This window comes from Pseudomonas sp. SYWMCR5, from assembly GCF_057197165.1.
In genome coordinates this window covers 254,281-266,530 of record NZ_JBXUNH010000006.1, presented here as the reverse complement: position 1 = coordinate 266,530, position 12,250 = coordinate 254,281, and the positions used below count along the sequence as shown (strand labels likewise).

Here is a 12,250-nt window from a genome sequence, read left to right as displayed (position 1 = left end):
ACAACCTCACTCCCGCAAAAGCCCGCACCGAAACAGCAATTCCCACGAGTCAAAGCCTCATGAACTACAGCTTCCCCGTCCTGGCGATTCTTATCTGGGCCGGCAACACCGTCGTCACCAAGATGTCCGCTGGAGCGATCTTTCCCGCCGAGATCGGCTTCTACCGCTGGCTGCTCGCCGGCCTGCTGCTCACCCCGTTCCTGCTGCCGCAGGTGTGGCGCAACCGCGCGGCGATCCGTGCGCAGTTGGGCAAGCTGTTCGTCCTCGGCGTGCTGGGCATGGTCATGTACCAGAGCATGGCCTACTTCGCCGCCGGCATAACCAGTGCCACCAACATGGGCATCATCCTCTCGCTGATGCCGCTGATGTCGCTGGCCCTGTCGATCGCCTGGCTCGGCCAGCGCCTGACCTACGGCGCCTCGCTCGGCGCCCTGGTGTCGTTCTCCGGCGTGCTGGAGGTGGTGTCCGCCGGCAACCCCGGCGCGCTGCTGCACCAAGGGCTCAATGGCGGTGACCTGCTGATGCTGGTAGCCACCTTCGCCTACGCCCTGTACAGCGTGCTGCTGAAGAAATGGCAATTGCGCCTGCCACAGATGCAACTGCTGTACATGCAGATCTGGATGGCGATCCTGGTACTGCTGCCGATGTACCTGCTGTCAGAGAAGACCGGGCTGACCGCGAACAATATCGGCCTGGTGCTGTACGCCTGTGTGCTGGCGTCGATGATCGCGCCGCAGTTCTGGATGCAGGCCGTGCACAGGCTCGGGCCGACCCGCACGACCCTGTTCTTCAACCTGTTGCCGGTGGTGACTGCCGTGATCGCCGCCGGGGTCCTGAACGAGCAGTTGGCCAGCTATCACTTGTATGGCGGCCTGCTGACACTGGCCGGGGTCATCCTCGCCGAACGCTGGACCACCCCCGTGCGCCGCGCGCCTACAGCCCGGCAGCCTTGAGTCGGGCAGCGTGCTCGGTGAACAGGCGCACCGGGTCGACGCCCTTGCCCACGGCACCGAACTGCTGGTTGACGATGTCCAGGTGATCGAGCGGGTAATCGTCGCCGATCACCTGGCCCAGGTGCGAACTGCAACGCCCGACCATGCCATCGCACTGGCCTTTCTCGCGGGTAAAACTGCGGGCGAACAGGCGGCAGAACCGGTTGCTGCCATCGAAGCGGTTCCAGCCGTTGTCGGTACGCCCGGGCTGCAGGATGCCGGACCAGGAGTAATAGCGCACGCCACCGACCTCGGCGGCCCCCTCGCCGCCCCAGTGCTGCGGCAATCCCTGCGGATACGCCTGGTTGAACAGCGCCACGCCCGAACAGGTCAGCGACTGATGCGAGGCATGCACATCGATGGGTAGCGGATCACGGCGCCAGCCGGTCTCCAGCCACACCAGCAGCAGCGCCAGGCCATGCAGCGCAGCCTTGAGCAGGCGCCCCCGGGCCGAGTCGCCAGGGGCGCTGCGTTCGAGATAATCGGCAAGTTCCGAGCCCTGGTTGGGGCCGGCCACCGAGGTCACCGACGCCACCCGCCCGGGCCTGCAGGCCGCGGCATAGCGCGCACTCAACGCACCCTGGCTGTGGCCGATGAGATTGACCTTGTCTGCCCCGGTGCGCTGGCAGATGTCTTCGATGATCGCCAGCAACTGCTCGCCACGCACCTCGCTGGAATGCAGCGGCGAGACCTGCACTGCAAACACCTGCGCCCCGCCCCGGCGCAACGCCGGGACGATGCCGAACCAGTACGGATAGAGCAGCAACCGCACGAAACCGAGCATGCCCGGCACCAGCACCAGCGGGTAGCGTGTGGCCAGTTCGTTTGCCATCTGCCATTTCTCTCCCTGAACCCTGCCCTTCTCAGAGTAGTCGCCGCTTCGCTTGATGAATCGAACTCCTGACGCGCCGTGCGGTTCCAACCTTAACAGCTACCCGCAACGGACCTTCTGCAAGGAGCGGAACCATGAACAAAGCGATCCTGGCCATTCTTGTCGCAAGCACGACCCTCGCCGCCTGCGGCAGTCGCCCGGAGAACCCGGTGGACTACGTGACCTACCGCGACGAGCCGCTGGTCAAGCAGGTCGAGCACGGCATGACCACGCAAAAGGTCATCGCCATCGGCGGCAGCCCGTCGAACATGAGCGACCTGCCCAACGGCGGGATCTGCAACGACTACATCCTCTACAAGGATGGCAAGCAGCAGCCCTACTACGTGCGCTTCGACGCCAGCGGCCATGTCGATGCCAAAGGCTTCAAGACGTGCAAGCAACGAGAAGAGGACCGCAAGGCCGTCCCCGGCCAGTGAGCCCTCCCGCCCCAACCCCTGATCTGTATGGAGAGAGTCATGAGCAACGTTGAACTGACCGATATCAACACCTTGCGCCAGCGCGCGCGCCAGCATGTCGAGCAAGGCGCGGTCACCGAGGGCTACAACGCCGACCGCCAGGAAATCATCCGCCTGCTGAACGAGTCGCTGGCCACCGAGCTGGTCTGCACCCTGCGCTACAAGCGCCACTACTTCATGGCCAGCGGTATCAAGGCCAGTGTCGCCGCCGAGGAGTTTCTCGAGCACGCGAACCAGGAGTCCGAACACGCCGACAAGCTGGCCGAGCGGATCGTCCAACTGGGCGGCGAGCCGGATTTCAACCCGGACAACCTGAGCAAGAACTCCCACGCGCAGTACGTGGCCGGCAGCAATCTCAAGGAGATGGTGCTCGAAGACCTGGTCGCCGAGCGTATCGCCATCGACAGCTACCGCGAGATCATCCAGTACATCGGTGACAAGGACCCGACCACCCGTCGTATCTTTGAGGACATCCTGGCCCAGGAAGAAGAACACGCCGACGATATGTCGGACCTGCTGCAAGGGTTGTAAGCACTGCAGGTGCGGATCGCTCGCGGCAAGGATGTCCGCGAGCAACCTGTAAGCCATCGCGTATCTTTCCCTCTATTTCCCCCTAATTCCTCGCCTCGTTATTTCTTCGGCTTCACCGCCGCAGGCGCCTTGCCGGCCTTCATCCGCTCCAGCAGCGGCGTGCACTGGTTGGGCACATCACCACTCGGAGCGATCAGCGCCAGCAACCCGGCGGCCGGCCCGATCGCCACACCCAGCGCTACCATCCCTGCGCCACGCAAAGCCAGCGGCACCGCCTGCACGCCAGCACTGGGCTTGGCGAAAGGCCCGCGCACGTACAGCGGTGAGCGCAGCGAGAACAGGCGCAGGCCCTTGGATTCCGGGGTGACCTTCAGGTCCAGTTGCTCGCTGGCGAAATTCGCCGTGCCGTTGATGTAGATGATCGCGTTCTCGGTGTCGAACACGAACAGCCGCGTGGTCGCCAAACCATCCTTGATACCGACATCGGCCGCCGCGCAGTTGATCTTCACATCCTCGTCACCGAACAGCTTGTCGACCACATAGTTGCCGACGTTGAGCCCGGCGATCTCCATCAGGCTGCGGCTGATCGCGCCATCGTTGATCAGCAGGCGCAGGTCGCCATTGGAGGTGCCCAGCAACGCCGCCACTGAATTGCCGCGTCCGCTCAGGTCGGCATCGCCGTTCAGCTCACCGAAACTGGTCTGCATCGGGGCAAAGGTGGGGAACAGTTCCTTGAGCTTGAAACCGCGCGCGGTCAGGCGGGCGCGCCCCTGCATCGGCACCGAGCGACCGTCCAGACGGATATTGGCGTCAAGGTTGCCACCTGCCACACCGAAGCGCAGCGGCACCATGCGCAGCAGGCCGTCCTCGAGCACCACATGGGCGGACAGGTCCTTGAACGGCAATTGCTCGCTATGCACGATGCGCTTGCCGGCGAACGTCACGTCGGCATCCATCGCCCGCCACCGGTCGGTGCGGAACTCCTCTACCGGCAGCACCTTGCCGGTCGGCTGCTTGCTGGCGCCACCACGGGCTTTCTGCTCGGCGTTGGAGTCGGCGCCGATCAGTGGCGCCAGGTCCTTGAACAGCAACTGGTTGGAGACCAGGTTGCCGGAAAGCTTGGGCCGTGGCTGGCTGGCGACGAAGGCCAGGTCGCCATGGATGTCGCTGTCGCCGATCTTGCCGTTGAACCCTTCATAGCGAAAACGCGCGCCCTGCGGATCGTGCAGGTTGGCGGTGAGATGACCGTCGGTGGTATAGGCCGGAGTATCGGGCAAGGTCACGCCAGTCAGTGGATAGAGGTTGCCCAGGCTGCTGCCGGAAAGCTTCAGGCGCAGGTCAAGGGCGCCGAGGTTGCGTGGATCGGTCAAGGTGCCGGCGACCGCTGCGTGCGTATCGCCCACGCGTGCATCGACCTGCAACGGGAATGGCTGCCTGGCGTCCTGCAGCGCCAGCAGGCCGCCGATCTTGCCGGTCGCGGACACTGCCTGGCCCTTGTAGCGGCCTGCGGCCTTGAGCCCGAACGCGTAGTCCTGTGCCCCACCGGCCTTTTCCGCGCTGGCCTTGCCGACGATCTCGCTGAAAGGGATCGGCTTGCCCAGCGGGTCGATCTGCACTTTCATGCTGGTCTGCAGGGTCTGGTCGTCGAAAGTGACGTTGCCTTGGTCGAAGCCGATGGCCCCGATATCCAGCACCCATTTCGACGGTTCGGCGTTCTCGTCCTTGGGCCCGAAGTCGAAGGTCCAGTTGGCCCGGCCGTCGGCCAGGCGGGTCAGGCTGGCGGTGGGGTGGGTGAGGTCGATGCGCGGGATCGAGATCTGCTGGAACAACAGCGGTAGCGGCGACAGGCGAAACTCGACACGTTCCAGGCCGACCATCTGCGGCTCCTTGAGCCAGTCGGGATTGCCCAGGGTCAGGTCTTCGGCCACGAAGCGCGGCCACGGCACCCAGGCGCGCCAGCCGCCCTCATCGGGCTCGCGCTGCCAGTGCACGGCGAGGTTGCCATTGATGGCGAAAGGCCGATGCAGGGCCTCGGAGACCTTCTCGTTGAGCAACGGCTTGATACGGTTCCAGTCGAAGGTGGCGATCACCACCACCAGTATCGCCAGCAAGGCCGCGAGGATAGCGAGGGTCCAGGTAAAGATTCTGGCGGGGCGCGTCATTGCGGGGCTCTCCTGACTGCAAGACTTGAAGCGGTGCGGCAAAGGCGTTCATTACTTCGGACTGATGAAAGCCCGAGGGGTTTTATCGATGACAGCAATGATAGCGAAGTTTTTCCTGACCTAATTCTCAGCTTCGGGGATGAAATCGACCCGGGTGTTACCGGCAAAACGGGGTAGCACGTAGCCACCCATCACCCCGAAATCATTGATTCAGAGCCTTTGCGCCCAACCATCATTTCCGTCGATTGTTACCATTAGCCATATGAACTTTTTTCTTGAGTTACCAAGCGTAGCATTGCCCTCGTACCCACTTTCCAGCGTCCCACGAGGAGCACCGAATCATGAAACGCCAACTGCTGCTGAGCCTGAGTCTTTCCATCCTTGCCGCCAACGCCTTCGCCCTGCCGGCTGCCGACCAACACCTGAGTGCCGAAGCCCGTTCCAGCTCGGCAGTGATTGCCCAGCCCCTGAAGACCGTTGCCGAAGGTGGCTCGGATCGTCTGATCGAACGTAACAACCGCGTTGCCGAAGGTGGCTCGGACCGCTTGATCGAACGTAACAACCGCGTTGCCGAAGGTGGCTCGGATCGCTTGATCGAACGTAACAACCGCGTTGCCGAGGGTGGCTCGGATCGCCTGATCGAACGTAACAACCGCGTTGCCGAGGGTGGCTCGGATCGTCTGATCGAACGTAACAATCGCGTTGCCGAAGGTGGCTCGGACCGTCTGATCGAACGCAACAACCGCGTTGCCGAAGGTGGCTCGGACCGTCTGATCGAACGTAACAACCGCGTTGCCGAAGGTGGCTCGGATCGTCTGGTCGAAATCCGCCGCGTGAGCTGATGCCCATGGCTGATAACGACAACTCGACATACAGCGCTTGCTCCCCTCCAAAGCCCGGTCCATTGACCGGGCTTCGTTTTTTTATCTAGAGTGCCCAGCCGTACTGTCACAGAATCCAGAACCCCATGCTGCCGCGTGCCGAACAGAAGCAACAGACCCGCCAGGCCTTGCTCGACGCCGCCTGCCAGCTGATGGAGAGTGGCCGTGGCTTTGGCAGCATCAGCCTGCGCGAAGTGGCCAAGGCCGCTGGCATCGTCCCCACCGGTTTCTATCGGCATTTCCCCGACATGGATGCCCTGGGCCTCGCGCTAGTCGCCGAGGTCGACGCAACCTTCCGCCAGACCATTCGCCTGGTGCGCCACAACGAATTCGAACTCGGCGGCATCACCGACGCCTCGGTGCGCATCTTTCTCGATGTGGTGGCGGCACACCGCGCCCAATTCCTGTTCCTCGCCCGTGAACAGTACGGCGGATCGCAGCCCGTGCGCCAAGCCATCGCCCGGCTGCGCCGGGACATCAGCTCTGACCTGGCCACCGACCTTGCACGCATGACCCGCTGGCAGCACCTGGACAGCGCCGCCCTGGGGGTGATGGCCGACCTGGTGGTCAAGACCGTGTTCGCCACCCTGCCAGAGCTGATCGACAGCCCTGATCCGGCTTGTCCACAGGCGCTGACCGCGCAGGACAAGATCACCCAGCAACTGCGCTTCATCTTCGTCGGGGCGCGGCATTGGCAGGGGTTGGGGAATCCTGGCTGAAGCCCGCGAGGCGGCCAGCACAATCAACCCCTTCCCCAGTTCTGCTACCATGGCGCCCTGCCCGATTGCGACGAGCGCCTTCATGTCCAACCCCCGCCCTACCCCGTCCGAGTTGACCACCTGCCTGGCTTCTGTGCGCGAACATTTCGCCGAGCGCATCGTGCCCTTGTGGCAAGGTCCCGGGTGGAACGCCGACATGGCCCTGCCCTTCGAAGCCCTCGACGCCAAACACCACCCCCTGCCGGTGCAGCGCTACCGCGCCATGGCCTGCGCACGTCAGCTCTACCTGTTCAGCAGCCGCATCGAGCAACCCGGTGCCGCCGAGCGCGCTGCCGCGCTGTTCCGCTCGCTGCAGCGACATTTTCACGACGCCGAGCACGGCGGCTGGTTCTACAGCATCGATGCCGACGGCAAGCCACTGGACCGACGCAAGGACCTCTACACCCACGCCTTCATCGTCTTCGCCTGCGCCCACTACTGGGGCAAGGTCGGCGAAGGGCTGGTCGAGTCGGCGCTGAACGCGGCCCTGGAAATCATCGAGGAGCAGTTCGCTCGGGATGATGGTCTGTACGAAGCCGTGCTGGGCGAAGACTGGTCCGACCTTGGCAGCGGCCCGCTGCAGAACCCGCAGATGCACCTGGCCGAAGCCTTCCTGCAAACCCTGGCCGTGCGTAAGGACGATGCCGCGCAAGCGGCCCTGCTGCAGTTATGCACAGCCCTGCAGGCGCAGTTCATCGATCCGACCCACGGCGTGATGCTGGAAAAACCCCGCGGTGCTGTGGATAACTGGTTCGAGCCCGGCCATCAGTTCGAATGGTTCTACCTGCTCGACACCTCGCCACTGCTGCGCGGGACCCCGCTGCATGCATCGATCAGCCGGGCGTTCGAGTACGCCGAGGGCTGCGGCGTGAAGGATGCGGCGGTGCTCGCGTCGCTGGATGTGGATGGCAAGGCCATTGATGCGACCCAGCGGATCTGGGCCCAGGCCGAATATCTGCGGGCGCTGGCGTTGAAGCCAGGCAACGAGGCAAAGCTGATGACCCAGCTCAAAGCCCTCGAAGACAACTTCCTGCATGCCGGCGGCTGGCACGAATGCCGTGATGGCCAGGGCGCAGTCAGCCGGCACGACATGCCGTCCACCACGCCCTACCACCTGGCCACTTGCCTCGAAGGTCTGCAACGCCTGCACTAATGGCTGTAGGGGCGGCGATTCGGCGCCCCGACTTGCCCGCGAAAAAGACACCGCGCTGCCTGGCACGGGCTACGCCCGTGTTCGCGGGCAAGCCCGCTCCTACAGGGGGATTGGGCTGACCTTTAGATTTTGAGCAAGACAGTTGCTCCTACAAGAGTTGGCGAGGAACCGTTTTCAGCCCTTGGCCGAGCGGTCGATCGAGAACCCAGCCCAGTCCTGGCTTACCGGCATCAGTTCAAGGTTGTTGATGTTGATGTGCGCCGGCTGGTTGAGCACCCAGAAGATGGTGTCGGCGATGTCCTGCGGCTGGATCGGCTCGGCGCCCGCGTAGGTAGCGTCGTAGCGCGACTGGTCGCCACCGAAGCGCACCAGCGAGAACTCGCTTTCGCACAGCCCCGGCTCGATGTTGGTCACCCGTACGCCGGTGCCGCGCAGGTCGCAGCGCAGGCTCAGGGAGAACTGCCCGACAAAGGCCTTGGTGCCGCCATACACATGGCTGCCCGGATAGGGGTAGTTGCCCGCCACCGAACCCACGTTGAGGATGCTTGCGCCACGGCCATGCGCGATCAGGCGCGGCAACAGCAGGCGGGTGGTGTACATCAGGCCCTTGATGTTGGTGTCGACCATGGTTTCCCAGTCGTCCAGGTCGCACTGCGGCGCAGGGTCGGCGCCCAGGGCCAGCCCTGCGTTGTTGACCAGGCCCTGCAACTTGTCGAAGGTCGGCGGCAGGCCGGCAATCGCCGCCTCCATTGCCTTGCGGTCGCGCACATCGACCACCAGGCCCAACACCTCGGTCTTGGCCGACAGCTCGGCGCACAGGGCATCCAGGCGCTCCTTGCGGCGACCGGTGAGCACCAGCTTCCAGCCCGCGTCGGCGAAACGACGGGCAGTGGCTTCACCGAAACCGGAAGTGGCACCTGTGATGAATACGGTGGACGTCATGCTGTTCTCCTTCGCTGTAGGGGTCGTCGCAGGCCTTGCAGCATGCCCGCGGCGCTCGCCGGCAGCAAGCCGTTTTCGGTACTGGTCAAAAAACAGGCAACGCCTCGAAAGCCTTGCAGCACAAGGGCTGGTGCAGGCTATACGCATCTTATCCACAAGGCTTTCCCCACGGATTGGGGGCAACTCGTCGGGTAAAGGGAACCCTGTGGCCTGAGGGAACTCTTTCAGAGCGCTCAGGGTGATGGCTCAACGCTTTCAGCCATGCCGTGTACAGCGGTCTGTCCAAGGGTTGCACACAGACTTATCCACAGAAAGACAGCAGCGATCCCTGGCCGCGTTTCAACGGCAAAAGAGCCACGGAATTGTGCACAAAGCTCGATTGATCAATTATTGATCATTGCCATGCAGGCCTTGGAGTGCGAGGGGTCCAGCGAGGTGCCACCATGTTTTCCACAGGCGGTTCCACATTAATCGTGGAAAAGACCGTGCCTGTGGAAACAAGGGTTTATGCAAGGAATCTACGGTGTTTCAAGCGCGATGTGCGACAAGTTGTCCACATTGGCGACCGGGGCTGCCTTGCAGCCCCTGCCCCACCTCAATGCCCGCCCAGATACGCGCTGCGCACCTCTTCGTTGACCAGCAACTCCTGCCCGGTCCCGGTCATGCGAATCTGGCCGTTGACCATCACATAAGCCCGGTCCGACAGTTTCAGCGCATGGTTGGCGTTCTGCTCGACCAGGAAAATGGTCATGCCGGTCTTGGCCAGTTCGCGCAGGGTCGAGAAGATCTGCTTGACCACGATCGGCGCCAACCCCAGCGACGGCTCGTCCAGCAACAGCAGCTTGGGGCGGCTCATCAAGGCACGGGCGATGGCCAGCATCTGCTGCTCGCCGCCGGACATGGTCATGGCCCGCTGGTTGCGGCGCTCCTTGAGTCGCGGGAACAGCTCGTACATGCGCTGCATGTCTTCGTCGGCATGCTTGTCGCCGATGGGGATGGTGCCCATCATCAGGTTCTCCTCGACGGTCATGTCGGGGAACACCCGCCGCCCTTCCGGCGACTGGGCGATGCCGTTGGAGGCGATGTAGTGCGACGACTTGCGGGTAATGTCGGTGCCACGGTAGAGGATCTGCCCGGAAGCTGCCCGCGGCTGGCCGAAAATCGACATCAGCAGCGTGGACTTGCCCGCGCCGTTGGCACCGATCAGGCTGACCGTCTCGCCCTCCTCGATATGCATCGAGACCTTCTTCAGCGCCTGGATCGGCCCGTAGAACACATCCAGGTCCTTGAGCTCGAGAATGGGTGCACTCATATCAGTTCCTCTTCGTCGGCACCCAGGTAGGCGGCGATTACCGTCGGGTTGTTGCGGATGTCCTGCGGGGCGCCTTCGGCGATCACATTGCCGTGGTCGAGCACGACGATGTGATCGGAAATGCTCATGACCATGCCCATGTCATGCTCGATCAGCACCACGGTGATGTCGTGCTCGTCGCGCAGCACACGAATCATGCGGCTCAGGGCCTCGGTCTCCTGCGGGTTGAGGCCGGCGGCCGGCTCGTCCAGGCAGATGATCTTCGGCCGCGTGCACATGGCCCGGGCGATCTCCAGGCGGCGCTGCTGACCGTACGACAGCTCGCCGGCCAGGCGGTTGGCACAATCGACCAGATCGACCACCTCCAACCAGTAGAACGCGTGGTCCAACGCATCGCTTTCGGCCTGGCGATAGCCCTTGGTGTTGAGCACCCCGGCCAGCAGATTGCGGTTGACCCACATGTGCTGGGCCACCAGCAGGTTTTCCACCACCGACATTTCCTTGAACAGGCGGATGTTCTGGAAGGTGCGTGCCAGGCCCGCGCGGTTCACCAGGTGGGTGCCACCGAACATCTTGTAGTACAGGCGGTTGGCGAAGCGCGCCGGGGAGACGAAATCCGTCGCCTCGAAGCGTTCGCCCAGCAGTTGGATGACGTTGGTGTGACGGCCACGCACGTTCAGCTCGATGCGCCCGCCGCTGGCCTTGTAGAAGCCGGTCAGGCAGTTGAACACCGTGGTCTTGCCGGCGCCGTTGGGGCCGATCAGGGCGAAGATCTGGTTGCGCTTGACCTTCAGGCTGACGTCGCTGAGCGCCTTGATGCCGCCGAACTGCATCATCAGGTTATCGACCGAGAGAATGATTTCGTCACTCATGGCGCCACTCCTTTACGTGGGACCACACCAGTGCGGCTGATGCGGATCAGCCCTCGCGGTCGCCAGATCATCATCAGCACCATCAGCACACCGAACAGCAGCACGCGGTACTCGGAGAAGCTGCGCAGCAGCTCCGGCGCCACGGTCAGCACGAAGGCGGCGATCACCACGCCCACGGTCGAGCCCATGCCGCCAAGCACGACGATGGCCAGGATCAAGGCCGATTCGAAGAAGGTGAACGACGACGGGTTGACGAAACCCTGGTAAGTGGCGAAGAACACCCCGGCAAGGCCCGCAGTAGAGGCGCCCAGGGTAAAGGCCGAAAGCTTGACCAGCACGTGGTTCAGGCCCATCGAACGGCAGGCGATCTCGTCTTCACGCAGCGCCTCCCAGGCTCGACCGACCGGCATGCGCGTGAGCCGGTGCTTGATGTAGAGCACCGCCAATACCACCAGGAACAGCACGATGTAGATGAACAGGAACTTGTAGTTGGCGTTGTATTCGATACCGAAGAACTCGTGGAACGGCACCCCGCCATCCTTCGCCCGACGGCCGAACTCCAGCCCGAAGAAGGTCGGCGACGGCGCCGGCATGCCGTTCGGGCCACCGGTGAACGACAACCAGTTGTTCAGCACCAGGCGAATGATTTCACCGAACCCCAGGGTGACGATCGCCAGGTAGTCGCCATGCATGCGCAGCACCGGGAAGCCCAGTATGCATCCCGCCAGCGCCGCAGCGATGGCCGCCAATGGCAGCACGGTCCAGAAGCCCAGCCCCAGGTACTGGTAGCCCAACGCCAGGCCGTAGGCGCCGATGGCGTAGAACGCCACGTAACCCAGGTCGAGCAGTCCGGCAAGGCCGACCACGATGTTCAGGCCCAAGCCCAGCAGCACGTAGATCAGCCCGAGGATGACCACGGTCAGCAGGTACTTGTTGGCAAAGATCGGGAAGACGATGGCGATGACGATCAGCGCCGGGATGATGTAGCGCAGGCGCGACTTGTAGTCGGGAGCCAGCACGTGCACGCCGGAGCCGCCGCTGTCGAAGCCTTGCAGCAGGCGTTGGCCGGTGGGTGTCTGCAGGAACAGGCTGAGCACGAAGCGACCGATCATCACCCCGCCGACCAGCCACGCGACTCGCCGGGGTTCTGCATTGAAGCTGTAGCCGTCGAGCACCACGCCGACGATCGGGCCGAAAACGATGAGCGCCAGCAGGCCGGCGACGAGGGTCTCGATCAGGCTGCGCTTGATGTCGAAGCCCTTGCTTGGAGAAGTGGAGGCAGTATTGGCAACGGACATGA

The 12,250-nt window shown here is 63.4% G+C and carries 12 protein-coding genes; 6 read left to right on the top strand and 6 right to left on the bottom strand.

The annotated features are described in order from the left end of the window. Positions 1-59 precede the first annotated feature (59 nt). A complete protein-coding gene (locus tag AC2CGW_RS17650) occupies positions 60-953 on the top strand; it encodes a DMT family transporter (protein ID WP_484574362.1) in 894 nt (297 codons plus the stop codon). Here AC2CGW_RS17650 and AC2CGW_RS17645 read toward each other — a convergent pair. After that, positions 934-1,824: an esterase/lipase family protein gene (locus AC2CGW_RS17645; protein WP_484574361.1), complete on the bottom strand. Its 891-nt coding sequence runs from the start codon at positions 1,822-1,824 to the stop codon at positions 934-936. The genes AC2CGW_RS17650 and AC2CGW_RS17645 overlap by 20 nt on opposite strands. Before the next feature lie 134 nt (positions 1,825-1,958). Between AC2CGW_RS17645 and osmE the strand changes: the two genes are divergently transcribed. Together osmE and AC2CGW_RS17635 are read left to right on the top strand one after the other, a co-directional pair. Beyond that, positions 1,959-2,300 carry an osmotically-inducible lipoprotein OsmE gene (gene osmE / locus AC2CGW_RS17640; protein WP_186665960.1) on the top strand — a complete coding sequence of 114 codons (342 nt, stop codon included), beginning with the start codon at positions 1,959-1,961 and terminating at the stop codon, positions 2,298-2,300. Positions 2,301-2,339: 39 nt separating this feature from the next. Then, positions 2,340-2,870, top strand: a complete 531-nt coding sequence (locus AC2CGW_RS17635) for a ferritin-like domain-containing protein (protein WP_186721836.1) — start codon at positions 2,340-2,342, stop codon at positions 2,868-2,870. Between the two features lie 98 nt (positions 2,871-2,968). Here AC2CGW_RS17635 and AC2CGW_RS17630 read toward each other — a convergent pair whose 3' ends face one another. Then, the gene (locus AC2CGW_RS17630) at positions 2,969-5,032 is read right to left on the bottom strand and encodes an AsmA family protein (RefSeq protein WP_484574360.1); all 2,064 of its coding nucleotides are present in this window, start codon (positions 5,030-5,032) and stop codon (positions 2,969-2,971) included. A 341-nt stretch (positions 5,033-5,373) separates the two neighbouring features. On the opposite strand from AC2CGW_RS17630, the gene AC2CGW_RS17625 reads away from it, so the two are divergent. The 3 genes from AC2CGW_RS17625 (at position 5,374) to AC2CGW_RS17615 (ending at position 7,824) form a co-directional block, all read left to right on the top strand. Further along, complete coding sequence (locus AC2CGW_RS17625; protein ID WP_411383363.1) at positions 5,374-5,874, top strand: phage infection protein; 501 nt, start codon at positions 5,374-5,376, stop codon at positions 5,872-5,874. 125 nt (positions 5,875-5,999) lie between these two features. Further along, positions 6,000-6,632: a TetR family transcriptional regulator gene (locus AC2CGW_RS17620; protein WP_054894553.1), complete on the top strand. Its 633-nt coding sequence runs from the start codon at positions 6,000-6,002 to the stop codon at positions 6,630-6,632. Between the two features lie 82 nt (positions 6,633-6,714). Further along, on the top strand, positions 6,715-7,824 hold the full coding sequence (locus AC2CGW_RS17615) for an AGE family epimerase/isomerase (protein ID WP_288376561.1): 1,110 nt from the start codon (positions 6,715-6,717) through the stop codon (positions 7,822-7,824). Between the two features lie 174 nt (positions 7,825-7,998). Here the strand turns inward: AC2CGW_RS17615 and AC2CGW_RS17610 are convergent, their stop codons facing one another. The 4 genes from AC2CGW_RS17610 to livM all read right to left on the bottom strand — a co-directional run bounded on the left by AC2CGW_RS17610 (position 7,999) and on the right by livM (position 12,248). Next, the gene (locus tag AC2CGW_RS17610; RefSeq protein WP_186665955.1) at positions 7,999-8,766 is read right to left on the bottom strand and encodes an SDR family oxidoreductase; all 768 of its coding nucleotides are present in this window, start codon (positions 8,764-8,766) and stop codon (positions 7,999-8,001) included. A 595-nt stretch (positions 8,767-9,361) separates the two neighbouring features. Continuing rightward, a complete protein-coding gene (locus tag AC2CGW_RS17605; protein WP_054894550.1) occupies positions 9,362-10,078 on the bottom strand; it encodes an ABC transporter ATP-binding protein in 717 nt (238 codons plus the stop codon). Next, positions 10,075-10,950 (bottom strand): ATP-binding cassette domain-containing protein, encoded by an 876-nt coding sequence (locus tag AC2CGW_RS17600; protein ID WP_186665953.1) that lies wholly within the window; start codon positions 10,948-10,950, stop codon positions 10,075-10,077. Before AC2CGW_RS17600 ends, AC2CGW_RS17605 begins: the two co-directional genes overlap by 4 nt. After that, entirely contained in the window at positions 10,947-12,248 is a 1,302-nt protein-coding gene (gene livM, locus AC2CGW_RS17595) for a high-affinity branched-chain amino acid ABC transporter permease LivM (RefSeq protein WP_186711698.1), read from the bottom strand. Before livM ends, AC2CGW_RS17600 begins: the two co-directional genes overlap by 4 nt. Positions 12,249-12,250 lie beyond the last annotated feature (2 nt).